Origin of the sequence: Acinetobacter sp. YH12052 (assembly GCF_013419835.1) — a bacterium.
GTDB classification, from domain to species: domain Bacteria; phylum Pseudomonadota; class Gammaproteobacteria; order Pseudomonadales; family Moraxellaceae; genus Acinetobacter; species Acinetobacter amyesii.
The window spans coordinates 1-18,777 of the sequence record NZ_VOZI01000030.1 but is presented as its reverse complement, the minus strand read 5'-3'; the positions used below and the strand labels follow the sequence as shown (position 1 = coordinate 18,777).

The window sequence follows — 18,777 nt, the reverse complement described above, 5'->3', positions numbered from 1 at the left end:
AAGAGTGAACCACCTGATCCCTTCCCGAACTCAGAAGTGAAACCTCTTAGCGCTGATGGTAGTGTGGGGTTACCCATGTGAGAGTAAGTCATCGCCAGCTCATTATTCGAAACACCCCCTGACTAGTCCAGGGGGTGTTTTTTTATGCAAGGAGAAAAAAGGAAAAAGGGAAAAGGAGAAAAATATAGATAAATTGATGCTTGAATCATCTAAACATGGGTGATTATTAGACAATCAATGCATTCAAAAAATCATCAATTTAAGGAATTCTCAGCTTTAAATGCCGTAAAACCTGAATGTAAGTAAGCCAAAACAACCGTTTAAATGCCTAATTATCGACTTAAGTGATGCTTGATGACTTATGATTTAGAAATCTACGACTTAGATCGTAGAGCTGCGATTTTTTTCTATAAAATTTGAGTTTTATTCTGACAATTTTCATATCAAATAATCTATCGTCTGATTGTGATTTAGCTTCTAATAACACATTGATAATTAATCATTATAAAAACTAGACCCGCAGTCCATCGACTTTTTTATGTATAAATATTTCAAAAATATTCGAGTTTTTATGACATTTTATTCCCAAACAACATGGATATATCTGAAAGGTATGGGTCTATACCTTTGTAATTTTGGACAATTTACAGTCAAAAACGGCATTGTAGCGAAAAATAAAACTCACAATTGGAGGTGAGGTTCAATGTCTACAAGCACAATGAATGTGAATAGCGTTGTCGATAACGCTAAGTTCACAAAATCGCATTTCAGCATCATGATGTGGTGTCTAATTCTTATTTTATTTGATGGTTACGACTTAGCGATCAATGGTGTTGCGCTGCCTTTATTAATGAAAGATTGGGGATTAACAGCTGTTCAAGCAGGTATGCTAGCGAGTACAGCACTTGCAGGGATGATGTTTGGTGCCATGATGTTTGGTACTTTGGCTGATAAGATTGGCCGTAAGAAAGTCATCATGATCTGTGTATTTTTATTCAGTACATTCACATTTTTAGGTGGTTTTGCTTCAAATCCTACGGAATTTGGTGCTTTACGTTTTATTGCTGGACTTGGTATTGGTGGGGTATTACCGAACCTTGTGGCATTGACTTCGGAATATGCACCTAAGCATCTACGCAGTACTTTAGTGACAACTATGTTCAGTGGTTATGCAATGGGTGGCATCATGGCGGCTCTATTTGGTTCATGGTTTACTGCGGATTATGGCTGGCAAATCATGTTCTTCATTGCGGGTATTCCACTGTTACTGCTGCCATTTGCTTGGAAGTTTTTACCTGAATCGCTCACATTTTTGGTGAAGGTGAATCGTCACGATGAAGCACGTCGTATGATTCAAACCATTGCACCTGAGCAAACGGTGACTGCAAATACTCAACTGGAACTGACTGAAGTTGCGGTTCCGGGTGGAACGTCTGTTAAAGCGTTGTATAAGCAAGGTCGTGGCGTAAGTACGATGTTGTTTTGGCTGTGTTTCTTTATGTGTCTATTAACCCTTTATGCATTAGGCAGTTGGTTACCAAAACTAATGATGGCCGCAGGTTATTCATTAGGTAGCAGTTTGACCTTCCTATTGGCGATGAATATTGGTGCGGTGATTGGTACGATTGGCGGCGGTATTTTAGCTGACAAATTCCATTTAAAACCGGTGATCATTACATTATGTCTCGCAGGTGCTGTGGCACTATCGTTACTCGGCTTTAATTCACCACAGCCTGTGATCTATCTTTTGGTTGCTGTCGCAGGTGCATCGGCAATTGGTTCGCAAATCTTGCTGTATAGCTATGTTGCACAGTACTATCCGTTGTCTGTACGTTCGACAGGTATTGGATGGGCATCTGCAGTCGGTCGTACAGGTGCGATTGTTGGCCCGATTCTGATCGGCTATTTATTATCACAAGAATTGCCACATCAAATTAACTTTATGGCCGTGGGAATTCCAGTAGTCATCGCAGCGATTGCAGTGTTCTTTATTCGCAAAGCGCAAACGGATGAAGAGGTTGCCGCTTTAGAAAATGTGAATAAGGCTTCAGTGAAAACACAGCGTTCGTATAGCTAAAACATAGATTTAAAAAGCCCGTCATTTGATGGGCTTTTTTTATGTTGTACTCATAATTCTTATCATTGAATTTGGGCTGAATGATTTATTAAAACATATTGATAAATAATGAGATTTAATATTTTTAAACAGCTCTTCTAATTTAATTTCATCGTTATATAGAGACTCGATCATACGTTTTTCAGTGCAAGCAGAGATCTGAAAATAGGGGTTAATATTCAAGGCATTTAGGTAGCTGAGTTTGACGCTTGTGGTTCATTTTGTTACTTAAATATAGTGAACTCTGTGCTCAGTCAGCGCATGATAGAGGCATAGATTTATTCACATTTATCAATAATGTCTCAAGATCATGGAAATATCGTCATGTCCAAAGCCGTACAAGATATAAAAGATTATCCGCTCTATGTTGCAGGTAAAGCAGCGACTACCGATCAGTGGTTAGAAGTGAATCAAAAATATACCCAAGACGTATATGCACGCGTTGCACTCGCAGATGCTGCAACCATTGAAAAAGCCATTGATTCAGCGGTTAAATCTAGCGCTGCAATGGCGGCATTGGAACCTTTTCAAAAACAAAAAATTTTACTGCACTGTGTTAAACGTTTTAATGAAATGCGTGCAGAATTGACTGAAATTTTAATTGCGGAAGGTGGAAAACCGCGTAAAGCCGCAGCTGCTGAAGTTGAACGTTTAATCAATACCTTTCAAATTGCTGCCGATGCTGTCACACAGATGGATGATGGTCGTATGATACCATTGGCGGTTACCGCAGCGGCATCCGGTTATCAAGGCATGGTCAAACATGTGCCGATAGGCCCTGTATCGTTGATCAGCCCGTTTAATTTTCCGATCAATCTTACTGCGCATAAAATTGCACCCGCCATTGCTGCAGGTTGTCCATTTGTGTTGAAACCTGCAAGTTTGACGCCTATTTCAGCTTTAAAAATTGCGGAAGTTTTAGCAGAAACGGATTTACCAAAAGGTGCCTTTTCGGTTTTACCTTGTCCACGTGAACATGCAGATATCTTGGTCACTGACGACCGATTTAAACTGCTCAGCTTTACCGGTTCCGATGTGGTTGGTTGGGATATGAAAGCGCGTGCGGGACGTAAAAAAGTGACTTTGGAGCTCGGTGGCAACGCTGCGGTATTGGTTGAGCCTGATACTGAAATTTCAGCGGCATTTATTGAACGCTTAGTCGGTGGGGCGTATAACCATGCAGGGCAGGTGTGTATCAGCGTACAACGCATCTTGGTGCATGCTGATATCTATGCCGATGTGAAGAAAAAACTCGTGGCGAGAATGAAGCAGCTTAAAGCGGCTGATCCTCACTTGGAAAGCACCATGGTCGGTCCAATGATTAAGGAAGCTGAAGCAACACGCGTGCATAAATGGGTCGATAAAGCAGTAAAAAAAGGTGCCAAAGCATTGGTTCGTGGTGAACATCGGGGGGCTTTGCTCGATCCAATTTTATTGGAAAATGTCGATGAATCACTAGAAGTGTATAAAGATGAAATCTTTGGCCCTGTCGCGATTTTAGAGAAATACAAAAATTTTGAAAAAGGCATCGCCAAAATTAATAGCAGCCGTTTTGGTTTACAAGCGGGCGTTTATACGCAAAATTTGAATAAAATGCTGTATGCGTGGAATCACTTAGATGTCGGTGGGGTGATTATTAATGACATTCCATCTTTCCGTGTTGATAACATGCCATATGGTGGCGTAAAAGATTCTGGCTTAGGCCGAGAAGGGATTCAGTCTGCCATTCGAGATATGCAAGAAGAACGCGTATTGGCAATAAAACTGTAGTCGTTTAAACATGGGCTTGGTTCAGCATGGATCTGTTCGAAGCCCAGTTTTTGAATCATTTCAAAAATCTAAAGTGAATAAGAAAAAATGAAACGAATTTTATTATGGGTCAGTTTGATGACCGTGAATATGGCTGTCTTTGCTTTTAACGCCACTCAAATGGTGACGGATGCACGCAGTCAAATTGGGAAAACCTTATATTATGATCCTGCGTATACTGCACTGCGTTATCCAATGGGAGATGTCCCTTTAATCAAGGGTGTTTGTACCGACGTGGTAATTCGTGCATTACGACAGCAAGGGATTGATTTACAACAAGCCATTCATGAAGATATGAAAGCCAATTTTAAGCAGTATCCACAAAAATGGGGCTTAAAAGGAACCGATAAAAATATTGATCATCGACGTGTTCCCAATATTCAAACTTGGATGCAACGTCAGGGCTATGTTGTCAAAAATAATCAGTATTTGGCAGGAGATATTGTCACTTGGGACTTAGGGCGTGGTTTAGTGCATATTGGCGTGGTTTCAGATCGTAAAGTGAAAGCTAGCGATGTTCCGCTGATCATCCATAATATAGGAGAGGGCACACAGGAAGAAGATCTTTTGCATGCCTATCAAATTACCGGACATTATCGAGTGAAATAACTTTAAAAATTTAATTGGAAATAAAATATTCCTAAAAGTTATATTATTAATAACTTAAATTGTATGAAAAATAAGCTGATTAAATGAACATTTAAGCCTAAACACATTATAAAAATGGAATATTTGCCGTAGAAATTACAGAAAAACTTAAAAAAAGTGAGTATTGTTAATTCATACAAAGGGAAAGTTATTTGTGGTGTTTTTAACCAAAATGCGCATGTGATTTTTCTGTTTGCAATTTGGTATAGACGCTCACAAGGTATCTCACCAGATCAAACACCCAGAATTTTATTTTTATGGTTCTTTTTTTGCTCGCGATATAACCATAACAAGCAGCAGTTAAAGATGCCTGAGGTTTAGGTGTTCTATGTCAGATAATCGTGAAATCTGGTCGGCACGATCAGGATTTATCATTGCCGCTATTGGTTCCGCTGTAGGTTTGGGAAACATTTGGCGTTTCCCTTACGTGGCGTATGAAAATGGTGGCGGTGCATTTTTAATTCCCTATTTAATTGCAATTTTTGCAGCGGGTTTGCCTTTATTGTTCTTAGATTATGCAGTGGGGCATAAATTCCGAAAAGCACCGCCAACTGCATATAAAAAACTTATGAACAGTGAGGCATTAGGCTGGTGGCAAGTGATGGTGACACTCATCATCGGGATCTACTATGCCAGCGTATTGTCATGGGCCGGTAGTTACATGTATTACGCCATTGGACAACAATGGGGCTCAGATACGGAAAGCTTTTTCTTTAAAACCTATCTACAAAATGGTGATGGCTTAACATTTGGTTTTGTTCCGACTTTATTTGTTGGTTTAGTCATTGTTTGGGCTGTGGTGATGTTCATTCTCTATGGCGGTGTACGTCGTGGTGTAGAACTTGCCAATAAAATTTTTATGCCGTTATTGATCGTGTTATTTAGCATTTTAGTCATTCAAGCATTGCGTCTACCGGGTGCGGCAGAAGGCTTAAATGCATTCTTTACGCCAAACTGGGAAGCGATGACCGACTATAAAGTATGGTTAGCAGCCTTTGGTCATATCTTCTTCTCGTTATCGATTGGTTTCGGGATCATGTTGACCTATGCGTCTTACTTAAAAGCAAAAACCAACTTAACCGGTTCAGGTGTAGTCGTTGCATTAGCCAACTCATCATTTGAAATCTTAGCGGGTATTGGCGTCTTTGCAGCACTTGGTTTCATGGCACAAAGTTCAGGTGTACCTGTAAAAGAAGTAGTATCTGGTGGTATTGGTTTAGCCTTTATTGCCTTCCCGAAAATCATTTCGAGTATGGGGGCAGGCGGTGATTTGTTTGGCTTCTTGTTCTTTGCTTCGTTGGTGGTTGCAGGGATTACCTCTATGGTGAGTATCTTGCAAGTGCCAATTGCAGCGTTTCAAGACAAATTGGGTTGGTCAAAAAATAAAGCTGTAACGATTGTTGCGGGCGGTTCAGCAATCGTATCTACACTTTTATTCTCTACACAAAGTGCCATTACTTTTGTTGATATCATTGACTACTTTGCCAATAACATTGGGATCGTGGGTGGTGGTTTACTCTCTATTATTTTGGTGTCGTGGTTCCATCGTCCATTGATGAAACAATTACAAGAGCATGCAAATCAATACTCAAGTATCAAGTTGGGTCAAGGTTGGAATTTCTTATTGACCGTGATCACCCCAATTTCATTATTGGTTGCACTTGTATTGACGATTAAGGCTGTCGCAACTGAAGGTTATGGCGGTTATCCTGCAACGACACTTTGGTTGGTGGGTGGTTCGGTATTGGCCTTCTTTGTATTGGGTTCTGTTCTATTAAGCTTGTGTAAAGACAAAGGTCCAGAGGAGAATTAATATGAATACATCTGCAATGATCATGATGATTTTATCAATTGTTTTGCTATGGGGTGGTTTACTTTTAGCGACGATTCATTTGGTGAAAAATCCTGACGAAGCTGAAGATTAAATTTAGAATGACGAAAAAAATGCCCGATGAAATCATCGGGCATTTTTTATGATTGTTTACATCTAAAAAGGTGTTTATTGATTTAGGCCGTTTTTACTATACGGCAATAATAGAAACCATCACCATAACCGACTTTTGGGAAAAGTTGACGGCCATGGATCTGTTCCATACCCCAGTCTGCCTCAATTTTGACTTCTTGAGCATCTGCATGATTAGCAAAAAACTCAACTATTTGCTGTTCATTTTCAGCTTTTAAAATCGAGCAAGTGATGTAAAGCAAGGTGCCGCCGACTTTAAGCTGCTTCCACATGTTTTCCAAAATTTGCTTTTGTAATACTACTGTTTTCGCAATGTCGCCCGATTGACGTAGTAAACGAATATCCGGATGACGACGCATTACACCGACAGCAGTACATGGCGCATCGAGCACGATACAATCAGCAAGCTCAGGAGAAGTGTAAGTGATGGCATCGGCAGTTTGAATTTCAACATGTTTACCATCGAGATCCAAACGATCAAGGTTTTCAACCACGCGTTTCAGACGCTTTTCATCTTGATCCAGTGCAATGAGTTTCTTCGGTTGGAAAGTCTCTAAAATGTGTGCGGTTTTACCACCCGGTGCAGCACAAGCATCTATCACAAATTTACCATCGAGATTTGGTAAGAGTGTTGCACACAGCTGAGCATGTTCATCTTGTACCGAGAAACCACCTGCTTCAAAGCCCGGCAAACTTGGAATGTGTAGGCTTTCGTCCATCACGATACCGACATCAGACAGTTCACAACGATGTGCATCGATGCCTTCATCTTCCAGAATATCAAGGTATTCGTCACGGCTCACTTGACGTGTATTAACACGTAACGTCAGTGGTGCAATTTGTTTAAGCTCATAGCTGAGCTCGTCAAATTGTTCACCCCAGTCTTTTTTCAAACGTTTAGATAACCAACTAGGTAAATTGGTGGCTTGTTCAAGTACGTCGTAGAACTGTTCTGTTTCACGTGTTGCACGGCGCAAAATCGCGTTGATTAAGCCACTTAGACTGCCCATACCCAATTGTTTTGCAGCTTCCACCGTTTCAGAAATTGCAGCGTGAGCTGCGACACGGGTACACAACAATTGGTACAAACCAAGGTATAAACAGGTTTCAACCACTTGGTTATCTACAGGTTTAGACAGTAATGGTAAAGTCAGTTGTTTCAATGCGTACCATTGACGTAAACAACCAAGCACCAATTCATGGAATAACGCACGGTCTTTATCTGACACGATATTCATTTGCTGCGCGAGTACCGATTGCAGCGATTGACCATTTTGGACAGCCAATAACGTCTTCACTACCTGAGCACGTAAATTAAGGTCTCGGGTCGAGGCGTTGGGAGATTGCTTCATTATAAAATTTGTCCAATAGTCAATTTTTGGGTTTGTAAAATTTGTACAGGGTTGAGTGGTTTAGCACCCGGCCATTGCAAAGAAGTCAAAATAATCACGCTGCCATTGGCACAGGCAACGTGTATGCCTTTTTTGTCGATAGCGATGATTTCACCTGCTTGAGCATTCGGTGCAGACGCAGCAGAAAGTTCAGAATGCCAAACACGTAAGTTGTTTTGTTCATCCAACTGAATAAATGCTACCGGCCACGGATTAAAGGCGCGAATGTTACGATCGATTTGTACAGCATCGATGGACCAATCAATTTTTGCTTCAGCTTTTGAAAGCTTATGTGCATAAACCGTTAATGCTTCGTCTTGGATTTCACGGCTGTCCAGATATTGCTGCAATGTTTGTTCAGTATCTAAAACGGCAACAATAGCAGTTGCACCTTGCTCTGCAAGTTTGTCATGCAAAGTTGCAGAGGTATCCGTTGCTTCAATCGGGCAGATGGTTTTATACATCATGTCGCCTGTATCGAGTCCGGCTGCCATTTTCATAATGGTGACACCCGTTTCAGTATCACCTGTAGCGATGGCACGTTGAATCGGTGCGGCACCACGCCAACGTGGCAGCAATGAACCATGAATATTCAGACAGCCATATTTCGGGGTATCTAACACCACTTGCGGCAAGATCAAACCATAGGCTGCAACCACCATAACATCGGCATTTAAGGCTTTTAATTCCGCCTGTGCGGCTAAACCTTCTTCAGTCGATGATTTGAAATGAAGGGGTTGGTAAACAGGAATATCATGTTCAAGTGCTAAGACTTTAACAGCGGATGCAGTTAATTTTTGTCCACGACCTGCTTTGCGGTCAGGTTGAGTGTATACCGCAACAATTTCATGTTGTGTTTTGAGCAATGCAGCTAATGCTGTTGCGGCAAATTCTGGTGTACCGGCAAAGATGATTTTCAAAATGAATGAACCGAATTTGTGTTGAATATGTGGATTATAGCAAAGGATTAAAGCGTAATTTAGAACATTAGAAATTGATTTTTGAAACTTTGGAGCTGTTCAAGCTCAATGATTTCATAACTCAAAATAGAAATTTTGCAATTTTTAAATAAATTATATTTATATAAAATTTAAAAATTATTCATGAAAGTTTTGTATTGTGCAGCCTTTGATGGCGGTATAGTAGATTTCAGTTAAAAGATTTTTGTCGTCAAATCACTCGTTTTTATTGATAGACCCATCTGCCCAAATCTCAGCTTAAAAAGCCATCTTTAAAAACAATGGCTTGGTGTATGATAGGTTTAAAATTCGACTGATTTTACATCATTGTCAGTATGATTTAGCCAGAGTGAATCTGCAGGGTTCATTTCAAGCTCAAACTTTGTTGGAAATATAAAATGCCTGACTATCGTTCAAAAACATCGACACACGGAAGAAATATGGCGGGTGCGCGCGGCTTATGGCGTGCAACTGGTATGAAAGATGAAGACTTCGGTAAACCAATTATTGCTGTCGTGAACTCATTTACCCAATTTGTACCGGGTCACGTTCATCTTAAAGACCTTGGTCAACTTGTGGCGCGTCAAATTGAGCAAGCAGGCGGTGTTGCTAAAGAATTTAACACCATCGCAGTCGATGACGGTATTGCGATGGGCCATGACGGCATGCTGTATTCATTGCCTTCACGTGACTTGATTGCAGACTCAGTAGAATACATGGTGAGCGCGCACTGTGCCGATGCCATGGTGTGTATTTCAAACTGTGACAAAATCACCCCAGGGATGTTGATGGCGGCAATGCGCTTGAACATTCCAGTGGTATTTGTTTCTGGCGGCCCAATGGAAGCGGGTAAAGTCAAAATCCGCGGCAATGACAAAGCGATCGACTTGATTGATGCCATGATTGTGGCTGCAGATGACAACTATACTGATGAAGAAGTTGCTGAATACGAACGCTCTGCATGCCCAACTTGTGGTTCATGCTCAGGTATGTTCACCGCAAACTCAATGAACTGCTTAACAGAAGCATTGGGTCTGTCCTTACCGGGTAACGGTTCTACACTGGCAACCCATGCCAACCGTAAAAAATTATTTGAAAAAGCTGGTCAATTGATCGTAGAAATTACCAAACGTCACTACGAACAAGATGATTACAGTGTATTGCCACGTGAAATGGTAACCAAAGCATCGTATGAAAATGCCATGACTTTGGACATCGCAATGGGTGGGTCAACCAACACCGTTCTGCATTTATTAGCAGCTGCCAATGAAGCGGGTGTTGATTTCACCATGGACGACATTGACCGTTTGTCTCGCAAAGTGCCTGTACTCTGTAAAGTTGCACCTGCGAAAAACGACGTGCATATGGAAGATGTACACCGTGCAGGCGGCATCATGTCGATTTTGGGTGAATTAGACCGTGCAGGCTTGCTCGATACTTCGGTTGGTACCGTTCATGAAGCTTCACTAAAAGATGCTTTGGATAAATGGGACATCATCCGTACTGAAAATGAAGACGTATATCAATTCTTCCGTTCAGCACCGGGCGGTGTACCAACGCAAACTGCATTCTCTCAAGATCGTTATTACCAACGTCTTGATGGTGACCGTGAAGCGGGTGTAATCCGTAATGCAGAACATGCATTCTCTAAAGATGGTGGTTTGGCTGTGCTTTATGGCAACATCGCGCTAGATGGCTGTATTGTAAAAACTGCGGGTGTAGATGATTCAATCTTGAAATTCAACGGTACTGCACGTGTGTTTGAAAGCCAAGATTCAGCAGTAGAGGCGATCTTGGGTAATGAAATCAAAGCCGGTGATGTGGTGGTGATTCGCTATGAAGGCCCACGTGGTGGTCCGGGTATGCAAGAAATGCTGTACCCAACCAGCTACTTAAAATCGAAAGGTCTAGGCAAAGAATGTGCGTTATTGACTGACGGTCGTTTCTCGGGCGGTTCGTCAGGCCTTTCAATTGGTCACGTTTCACCTGAAGCAGCAGAAGGCGGTGCAATTGGTTTGGTGGAAGATGGTGATTTAATCGAAATCGATATTCCAAACCGTACCATCAACTTAGCTGTTGATGACGCTACGATGGCGGCTCGCCGTGCAGCGCAAGAAGCCAAAGGTTGGCATCCTGTGGAAGAGCGTCCGCGTAAAATTTCGAAAGCATTGAAAGCGTATGCAATGCATACTACAAGTGCGGCGAAAGGCGCAGTACGTGAAATCTAAGCTCTAGATTTTTAAATAAAAAAGCACTCCGAATGGGGTGCTTTTTTTATGCAAGTAATATTTTATAAATTCCCAACTTTTGCTATGGAGAGGTGCGACAGGAAGTTGCACGTTTGCCAGTATAGCAGGGATGCTATATCGGGTAGATAAAGGCTTTTGTTTACTTTTGGCCTGTCAAAAGTAAGGAGTGCCTACGAGATAGCATTAGAGTTTTATTCTTTAGTATGAGGTTGTATGGGAAAGAATCTAAAACCTAAAATCATACTTTCTGCGGTGATTTTTTTATTTTGATTTTCACTAAATTGAATATTGTGGAAGCTTATTTTTTATAGTCTCTAAATTTAAAAAAATGACACGACGGAGTCTTATCTTTTTAAAGCAAATTTTAGGAGCTCTTATGTTACTTTTGTTTTGGCAAAAGTAACCAAAACCATTTGTCATCCGCAAAACCTGTCCACTTAAGATTCTAAAAATATTTTTTGCAAAAAAAGTTTCTTTAAAAGACCACGCAGGTTGCGGATGACATTTCCGCGTATCAGGTATTAGATAAAATTCAACGCATAATAAATCATTACCTAAGTCATTTTATGGGCAGTAGTGCCGACATTATGGACGTTCCCTCTCTTTTAAAGGAGAGGGCTAGGGAGAGGATTCATGTGAAAATCCTCCCTTTATTCAAATCTTCTCATACGCCTTTTATGGCTTTGGCATGTGATTCAATAATATTGGATGTACATAAAAACTTTATATGCGGGGATGGAATTTCTTTTACATGCTGAGCGCTTTCTATACAATAAATTTAAAAGAACCCGCCAAAGCTGAAGCCAAAATCAGCCATCGCCAAGGAAGAACAATGAGTAAAAATAATATCCGTGAACATTCCGCTCCTGTTTATGAAGGCATTGAAAATGCGCCTGCACGTTCCATGATGCGTGCTACGGGCTTCCAAGATGCTGACTTTACTCGCCCCTTTATTGGCATTGCTTCGACTTGGGCCAATGTCACGCCATGTAATATGCATATTGATGCTTTGGCCCGTGAAGCTGAAAGTGGGGTCAATGCTGCAGGCGGGAAAGGCATTATTTTCAATACCATCACCATTTCTGATGGCATTTCCAACGGTACAGAAGGCATGAAGTATTCCTTGCTGTCGCGGGAAATCATTGCCGATTCTATTGAAGCTGTGGTGGGCTGTCAGGCCTATGATGGCGTGATTGCGATTGGCGGCTGTGACAAGAACATGCCGGGTTGCATCATGGGCTTGGCGCGTTTAAACCGTCCGGGTCTGTTTATTTATGGCGGCACCATTAAACCTGGAGCTGGTCATACCGACATGATTTCGGTATTTGAAGCAGTCGGTCAGCATGCCAAAGGCGAAATCAATGAAATTCAAGTGAAGCAGATTGAAGAAGTCGCGCTACCGGGGCCGGGTTCGTGCGGTGGTATGTATACGGCCAATTCGATGGCTTCAGCGATTGAAGCACTGGGCATGAGCTTGCCCGGGTCTTCAGCACAGGAAGCGGTATCCGCGGATAAAATTGCCGACTGCCAGCGCGCAGGTGAAGCCGTGATGAACCTGCTGCGTCTCGATATTAAGCCGCGCGACATTATGACCAAAGCCGCTTTTGAAAACTCGATCAAAGTGCTGATTGCTTTAGGCGGTTCAACCAATGGCGTACTGCATTTGATTGCCATGGCGCATACCGCAGGTGTGGAACTCTCTTTGGATGATTTTGTGCGCATTGGTAAAGATATTCCTGTGGTGGCCGATGTGCGCCCATCGGGTAAATATTTAATGTCGGAACTGATTGCCATTGGCGGCATTCAACCGCTGATGAAGCGCATGCTGGATGCAGGCATGCTTGACGGTTCTTGCTTAACCGTTACGGGCAGAACTTTGGCGGAAAACTTGGCTGATGTAGAGGATTATCCTGAAGGACAGCAAATTATTCTGCCATTTGATGCGCCAATCAAAAAGGATTCGCACTTGGTGGTACTGAAAGGCAATCTGTCACCGACAGGTGCCGTGGCTAAAATTACCGGTAAAGAAGGACTATATTTTGAAGGGCCCGCGCGGGTATTTGAGGGTGAGCAGGGTGCCATGCGCGGTATTTTAGATGGCGAAGTACAAGAAGGTGAAGTGGTGGTGATTCGCGGTGTTGGGCCGAAAGGCGGGCCGGGTATGCCGGAAATGCTGAAACCGACTTCTGCAATTATTGGTAAAGGTCTAGGCCAATCCGTTGCGTTATTGACCGATGGACGTTTCTCTGGCGGTAGTCATGGTTTTGTGATTGGGCATGTGACACCAGAAGCCTATGAAGGAGGTCCAATTGGCTTGGTCAAAAACGGCGATAAAATTTCAATTAACGCTGAAACTCGTGAAATGACTTGGCATGTGGCTGAGAATGAAATTGCTGCACGTCGTGCGGCCTGGGTCAAACCGAAACCAAACTATACCCACGGCGCTTTGGCTAAATTTGCCAAGCTGACCTCTGGTGCGGAAAAAGGTGCAGTGACTGACCTAAATCTAGACGTCTAATCCATTGTTAAACATTGAACATTCAGCCCTGACTTGATATAAGTTTTGCACAAGGCTTATATCTCATTTAAAACAGCTTCATAATAGAAGTTGAATTTTAAGCATGTGCTGGCAGGTTCGGCACAATTCATCATTTTGAGGCAAAAAACGCATGTCACTGTTACGCCGTTGGTTCGATCCAATCCGATCGAGTTGGTTTTATCAGAAACCGACCCGACAAGCGGTGTTACCCACGGAACAAGGTCTGAGTGTTTATCTTCGACTGGATGATGTCTATAGCTATTTGGCTGCGCAGCAACTGCCTCAATTAGAAGAAATTCTCAGTGATGAAATTAAACCACTGAAAGTGATTATTTGTCGTCAGAGTGCTGAACCTCCTAATCAAATGTCCTCGATAGAATGGCAACAATATTGTCTGAATGATGCTCAAATTTTAGCGCGTCAGCATCGTTTTAGTTTTCATGAAACACCTGAACAACCGACCGCTGAAGCTTTAGAACAAGCCGAAATTATTCTAAAAAATACCCCATTACGCGGCCAAGACTTTCTCTATTTACTTGAAGATGTGTTCCACATGCTGTGGCAAAAGCAGTATGGCAAGCTGAGAACACTGTACGCGATGGCCAGCCGTCATCATAAAGCTCAAGATTTTCCAGAACGGATCTTTTCTGACTTACCAATTTTGACGGGGTATTTTGAGTTTGGTGAACGTAAGTACCATGCTGTAGATGATTTACTGCGTTTAACGCGCCGTTTAAAACAACAAAAGCTCCTGACAGATAACCCGATCTTTATGATCAATCATATTGAATGGCGTGAGCACCTGATTAGTGATGCAGAAGAGTTAAATGAAATTCAGGGACTTGATCCTGAGCTTGATCTCTACATCGCGATGGAAGATCCGATTTCATGGTTACTGTTGGCTTATATTCGTGAGGAATTGGCGGACTATTATAATATTCAGCTGAATGTGTATCCATTGTCGTATCACGGTCGAGATTTGTTTGACTGGAGTTTGGCAACACGTCTGTCTAAACGGACAGAAGTTAAGTTCACGCCATTTTGCCGGCCTACAGAAGCTGCGACATTAGCTATGTCACAGCTTTACTACAGTGCGCCTGAAGAGCAACGTATTGATGTGATGTATCGCATTTTGGAAGCCGTATGGACCAAAGGGCGTGATTTATCCTTCAAAGCACATTTTCAGGCCTTACAGTATGAGTTAGAGATTTCTGAACTGACTACTAACGATATTGCTGAAAAATTAAAAGAAAATGATATGCACTGTGAGATGAAGTCACAGCCGGATTTTCCCGTCTTGGAATTACGTATTGCAGGTCAAAGCTATGTATTTAATAGCTTATACCGCGTATGGATGATTGAAAGTATTTTCAGTAATGTGTTAGAAGAGAAGTATAAAAGTGAAAACACCGCTGAAAGTGAAGCCAGAGAAGATGAAGAAAGTAAAAGTTGAGTCATTAGAGCAAGCCCGTGCACAGATTGATGTGATTGATCAGGGGATTATTGAGCTCATTGCAGCACGTCAGTTTTATGTCGATCAAGCGGTGCGTTTTAAGCGTTCAGTACAGGATGTTCAATCACCAGAGCGTGTCGAAGCGGTAATAAGTAAAATTCGTCTACAAGCCACAGAGTACGGTGTAAATGCAGATATTGTGGAACGTTTATACCGCGATATGATTCAGCATTTTATTCAACGTGAGTTGAAAGAAATCCGCCCATAGTTGGGACGGATTTGATGTTATTCCCCAATTAAAATGTCTATGCGATAAACTATTTAAAATGTCCTGTTTTTAACTACAAGAGTCAAGCACAGGATTTAAATTTCTTTGTTCAATGATGGCTTTCTGAGCTTTACGACTCGGCATACTTTTCTTGAGACGGGAACGTTTATTCTGTTTCTCCAAATCTTCATGTTGCTGCTGGATATGGGCTAGAACCGAGCCTAATCTTTTATTCTCAACAACTGCATTTTGCTGTAGTCCAGCCAGTTTATTGAAGGCGCTATAGTTGATCTTCCGTCCTTCATGCATGATAGCTACAGTGCCATCCGGATACCCCAGAAATGAAATGTATTGCCCAACAAGCTTATGATTCAGCTCTGTCGGTTCAAGCATATAAATACACTTGTCATAGGTCAGGGTCAGATTCTTGGTGACCTTACGCGGTTCCTGCCAGGTAAAAATATCATCCAGTTCAAGATCAGATTCGGTTAATGGCCGATGCAGGTTCTTTGAGTTTCGCGCACATTTGGCGAACTTCTGATTGAACTGCTCAATAAAGCAGGGTAACCATATATTGGCCTCTGCAATCGAACCGATGCCTTCCAGGCGCATCTCTTTGATCAGACGGTCCTGAAGGGTTCTGTTGGCACGTTCCACACGACCTTTGGCTTGGGGTGAGTTGGCAAAGATAATATCGATGTTCAAATTATTCAGAATCCGCCCAAATTGCGTAATCTGGCTGTCTTGCCTGGATTTCTGATTAACTCTGAATACCGAATGCTTGTCACTATAAAAGGCTAGAGGTTTGCCGTATTGTTCAATGTAGGCTCGGGTTGAAAGCATGTAGTCAAAGGTCGTTTCAGCCTCACAAAAGCGCAGATGCAACAGCTTTCCAGTGGCATCATCGATATAAACCAACAAGCAGCATTTTGCAGCTCGACCTTCGAACCAGTCATGATATGAGCCATCAATCTGGATTAGCTCACCGAAGCAATCCCGGTTATAACGTGGCTGATATGGACGTTTAAGGCGCTTGGATCGCGGAATCCACAGGTCATTGGCAGTCATCCAGCGACGAAGCGTTTCTACCGGGATATTCAGGTCAAATATGCTGTTGAGCTTCTCATGCGCCAAGGTGGGTCCAAAGCCCAGTAAATGTTCAGCAATAATGGAAAGGCACTTTGATTTTAACAAGTCATCATGGCGACGATGGCCAGGTTGACCACGACTGGCATGTGCCATACCTGAGACACCATCTTGATTGAGCTTCTGCAATAACCGGGTAATTTGACGGGTGGAAAGATTGAGGATTTCAGCAGCACGGACCTGGGTAATACGATGATCTCGAACGTCTTGCAGAACTGCAAGCCGTTGAATTTCTTTGTCAGACATAGTGATAAGCATCTATATTTATATCCAGTCCATGGTGATAAAAACCATCATAAACTAGACATTTTTATTGGTGAGAATATAGACACTTTAAATGGGTTCTAACAGCTGAATTTCATATAACAGCCATTATGTTAAATAGGAACCTTAGAACAATAGAAAATTATAATTTCATTGCCATAAGGAAGAATATACTTACAATCCTACGTTCGTTTGTAAAGCAATTTGCTGTGAAGCTAATTCAAGTGCTTTAGATTTCCCTAATGGTTTAATATCAGTGCCTTCAGCATATATAAAATCTACCTTATCAATACCAATTAATCCTAATACTGCTATTAAATACGCTGTAACAGCATCTGTTGGGAGATCTTGATGAAAACCACCACGTGAACTAAAGATAATTGATTTAACACCTTTAATTAATCCTACGGGTGCGGTTTCTGTATATTGAAAAGTTACTCGTGCTCGTGCAATTAAGTCGAACCAGTTTTTTAATTGGGTTGGTACATTTAAGTTATACATTGGTGCTGCAATCAATAATAGATCACAATCTTTCAGCTCTTGAATAAATTGATCAGAGAGAGCTACTGCTGCTTTTACCTCAGGTTTTTCATTCGCCTCTCCACGTAAGGCATTAAATATCTCTAAGTTTAATACTGGTAAGTTCATAGCTCCTAGATCATGTTCAATTATTTGGTCAACATAACCACTTTGCTTACGTCTATATAAATATTTATTAATGAGCTGATTACTTAGAGATTTTTCCTGCATAAAACTAGATTTGATAACTAAAATTCTGTTCATAGTAAGGTTCCTAATATGAATTTTAATTAGATTATCATTGATAAATTGGATACAAAAGTGATAATAAATCAACTCATTGATTCCCAATTGGAACTAATATGCGTGTTAATGATCTGAAAAGTTTGATGGCATTTATTAGTGTTGTTGAACAAGGAAGTTTTACTAAAGCATCAGAAAAATTACATCTGACTCGTTCCGCTGTCAGTAAGATGATTTCAAAGCTTGAGGTACAGCTCGGAGTAGTACTTTTTAACAGAGATACACGTCATTTAGCTCTCACAGAAGAAGGTAGTATTTTCTATGAACATAGCCAGCGGGCTGTACAAGAATTATTAATAGCTGAGACATTATTTGAAAGTAATAATCAAAATATTCAGGGAATGATACGTATCTCTATGCCTGTATTATTTGGACAAAAGTTCATAGTTCCGATATTAAGAGACTTAGCAGATGAACATCAAAATTTGAATATGGTTCTTTCTTTTAATGATCGTTATATTGATTTAATTGAAGATAATTATGACCTAGTGATAAGAATTGGTAATTTAGAAGATAATAGTCAATTAATGGTTAAAAAGATTTCTGAGCATGCAATGTGGCTCTGTGCCACACCTGAATATTTAAAAAGATACCAGGTTCCTGAGAGTATCAAAGATTTAGATAACCATCAGACTATTGGATATTTGAAAAATGGGCAGCTTGAAAAGTGGATATTTCAAAGTTCTCATCATAAAACTATGAAATATTTGCCAAAAAATAAAGTTCAAATGGATGACATAAAAAGCATATTAGATTATGTACTAATGCATGGAGGAATTGGTTGGTTACCTTCCTGGTTGATTCAAGAATATATACAAAGTGGTCAATTAATACACCTACTTACTAACTATTCAAGTACTAACTATCCTATTCAAATTGTATGGAAAAGATCAAATTTCTTACCAATACGTGTTCGTACTACCATTGATAAAATAGCTTCATCAATACAAAAAGATAGCGTCATTAAATAAGATTTATAAGAGAGGAATTCTAAATTGATAGTAATACAAAATCTTTCTAGTTTAACCCGAATCGCGGATAAGAAATTGACTTGAAAAATATGAGGACTAGAGCCATCAGTTGAGTTACCACACAAAACTCACAACTCTATCCTCATGTTTAATAGTACCGAATTATTTTGCGTAATTGA

Annotated in this window: 14 protein-coding genes and 1 rRNA gene; 11 read left to right on the top strand and 4 right to left on the bottom strand. The window is 41.1% G+C overall.

Translation table 11 applies throughout. The features are described from left to right. From rrf to FTU06_RS15800, 6 genes are all read left to right on the top strand, one after another. Nucleotides 1–100 (top strand): 5S ribosomal RNA (rrf, locus tag FTU06_RS15825); the annotation flags it as partial. Between the two features lie 603 nt (nt 101–703). After that, a complete protein-coding gene (locus tag FTU06_RS15820; RefSeq protein WP_180049587.1) occupies nt 704–2,077 on the top strand; it encodes an MFS transporter in 1,374 nt (457 codons plus the stop codon). 363 nt (nt 2,078–2,440) lie between these two features. Continuing rightward, the gene (locus tag FTU06_RS15815; RefSeq protein ID WP_180147530.1) at nt 2,441–3,886 is read left to right on the top strand and encodes an aldehyde dehydrogenase family protein; all 1,446 of its coding nucleotides are present in this window, start codon (nt 2,441–2,443) and stop codon (nt 3,884–3,886) included. A gap of 87 nt (nt 3,887–3,973) precedes the next feature. Continuing rightward, on the top strand, nt 3,974–4,534 hold the full coding sequence (locus FTU06_RS15810) for a DUF1287 domain-containing protein (protein ID WP_180147527.1): 561 nt from the start codon (nt 3,974–3,976) through the stop codon (nt 4,532–4,534). Nucleotides 4,535–4,901: 367 nt separating this feature from the next. Then, nucleotides 4,902–6,386, top strand: coding sequence for a sodium-dependent transporter (locus FTU06_RS15805; RefSeq protein WP_180005360.1), 1,485 nt, complete (start codon nt 4,902–4,904; stop codon nt 6,384–6,386). 1 nt (nt 6,387) lies between these two features. After that, entirely contained in the window at nt 6,388–6,498 is a 111-nt protein-coding gene (locus tag FTU06_RS15800) for a methionine/alanine import family NSS transporter small subunit (RefSeq protein ID WP_180005359.1), read from the top strand. An 82-nt stretch (nt 6,499–6,580) separates the two neighbouring features. On the opposite strand, the gene rsmB is transcribed toward FTU06_RS15800, so the two are convergent. Together rsmB and fmt are read right to left on the bottom strand one after the other, a co-directional pair. Continuing rightward, nucleotides 6,581–7,888, bottom strand: a complete 1,308-nt coding sequence (rsmB, locus tag FTU06_RS15795) for a 16S rRNA (cytosine(967)-C(5))-methyltransferase RsmB (protein ID WP_180147524.1) — start codon at nt 7,886–7,888, stop codon at nt 6,581–6,583. Continuing rightward, complete coding sequence (gene fmt / locus FTU06_RS15790) at nt 7,888–8,847, bottom strand: methionyl-tRNA formyltransferase (protein WP_180147521.1); 960 nt, start codon at nt 8,845–8,847, stop codon at nt 7,888–7,890. The genes rsmB and fmt overlap by 1 nt, the downstream gene beginning before the upstream one ends. 437 nt (nt 8,848–9,284) lie before the next feature. Here fmt and ilvD (FTU06_RS15785) point away from each other — a divergent pair, with 437 nt between their 5' ends. The 4 genes from ilvD (FTU06_RS15785) (at nt 9,285) to FTU06_RS15770 (ending at nt 15,395) form a co-directional block, all read left to right on the top strand. Then, nucleotides 9,285–11,114 carry a dihydroxy-acid dehydratase gene (gene ilvD, locus FTU06_RS15785; RefSeq protein ID WP_180147518.1) on the top strand — a complete coding sequence of 610 codons (1,830 nt, stop codon included), beginning with the start codon at nt 9,285–9,287 and terminating at the stop codon, nt 11,112–11,114. Between the two features lie 853 nt (nt 11,115–11,967). Beyond that, nucleotides 11,968–13,653 (top strand): dihydroxy-acid dehydratase, encoded by a 1,686-nt coding sequence (gene ilvD / locus FTU06_RS15780; protein WP_180147515.1) that lies wholly within the window; start codon nt 11,968–11,970, stop codon nt 13,651–13,653. Nucleotides 13,654–13,804: 151 nt separating this feature from the next. Beyond that, nucleotides 13,805–15,127 (top strand): hypothetical protein, encoded by a 1,323-nt coding sequence (locus FTU06_RS15775; RefSeq protein WP_180103114.1) that lies wholly within the window; start codon nt 13,805–13,807, stop codon nt 15,125–15,127. Continuing rightward, nucleotides 15,108–15,395: a chorismate mutase gene (locus tag FTU06_RS15770; RefSeq protein WP_180147512.1), complete on the top strand. Its 288-nt coding sequence runs from the start codon at nt 15,108–15,110 to the stop codon at nt 15,393–15,395. Before FTU06_RS15775 ends, FTU06_RS15770 begins: the two co-directional genes overlap by 20 nt. A 69-nt stretch (nt 15,396–15,464) precedes the next feature. On the opposite strand, the gene FTU06_RS15765 is transcribed toward FTU06_RS15770, so the two are convergent. Both FTU06_RS15765 and FTU06_RS15760 read right to left on the bottom strand, forming a co-directional pair. After that, nucleotides 15,465–16,799, bottom strand: coding sequence for an ISNCY family transposase (locus tag FTU06_RS15765; protein WP_180147510.1), 1,335 nt, complete (start codon nt 16,797–16,799; stop codon nt 15,465–15,467). Between the two features lie 180 nt (nt 16,800–16,979). Then, complete coding sequence (locus FTU06_RS15760; RefSeq protein ID WP_078194113.1) at nt 16,980–17,588, bottom strand: FMN-dependent NADH-azoreductase; 609 nt, start codon at nt 17,586–17,588, stop codon at nt 16,980–16,982. Nucleotides 17,589–17,686: 98 nt separating this feature from the next. Between FTU06_RS15760 and FTU06_RS15755 the strand changes: the two genes are divergently transcribed. Then, nucleotides 17,687–18,598, top strand: a complete 912-nt coding sequence (locus FTU06_RS15755; RefSeq protein ID WP_078194112.1) for a LysR family transcriptional regulator — start codon at nt 17,687–17,689, stop codon at nt 18,596–18,598. Nucleotides 18,599–18,777 lie beyond the last annotated feature (179 nt).

Bases quoted from the DNA above. Each gene is read 5' to 3' on its own strand.
- FTU06_RS15820 (WP_180049587.1), top strand. From the start codon at position 704: ATGTCTACAAGCACAATGAATGTGAATAGCGTTGTCGATAACGCTAAG.
- FTU06_RS15815 (WP_180147530.1), top strand. From the start codon at position 2,441: ATGTCCAAAGCCGTACAAGATATAAAAGATTATCCGCTCTATGTTGCA.
- FTU06_RS15810 (WP_180147527.1), top strand. From the start codon at position 3,974: ATGAAACGAATTTTATTATGGGTCAGTTTGATGACCGTGAATATGGCT.
- FTU06_RS15805 (WP_180005360.1), top strand. From the start codon at position 4,902: ATGTCAGATAATCGTGAAATCTGGTCGGCACGATCAGGATTTATCATT.
- FTU06_RS15800 (WP_180005359.1), top strand. From the start codon at position 6,388: ATGAATACATCTGCAATGATCATGATGATTTTATCAATTGTTTTGCTA.
- rsmB (WP_180147524.1), bottom strand. From the start codon at position 7,888: ATGAAGCAATCTCCCAACGCCTCGACCCGAGACCTTAATTTACGTGCT.
- ilvD (WP_180147518.1), top strand. From the start codon at position 9,285: ATGCCTGACTATCGTTCAAAAACATCGACACACGGAAGAAATATGGCG.
- ilvD (WP_180147515.1), top strand. From the start codon at position 11,968: ATGAGTAAAAATAATATCCGTGAACATTCCGCTCCTGTTTATGAAGGC.
- FTU06_RS15775 (WP_180103114.1), top strand. From the start codon at position 13,805: ATGTCACTGTTACGCCGTTGGTTCGATCCAATCCGATCGAGTTGGTTT.
- FTU06_RS15770 (WP_180147512.1), top strand. From the start codon at position 15,108: ATGAAGAAAGTAAAAGTTGAGTCATTAGAGCAAGCCCGTGCACAGATT.
- FTU06_RS15765 (WP_180147510.1), bottom strand. From the start codon at position 16,799: ATGCTTATCACTATGTCTGACAAAGAAATTCAACGGCTTGCAGTTCTG.
- FTU06_RS15760 (WP_078194113.1), bottom strand. From the start codon at position 17,588: ATGAACAGAATTTTAGTTATCAAATCTAGTTTTATGCAGGAAAAATCT.
- FTU06_RS15755 (WP_078194112.1), top strand. From the start codon at position 17,687: ATGCGTGTTAATGATCTGAAAAGTTTGATGGCATTTATTAGTGTTGTT.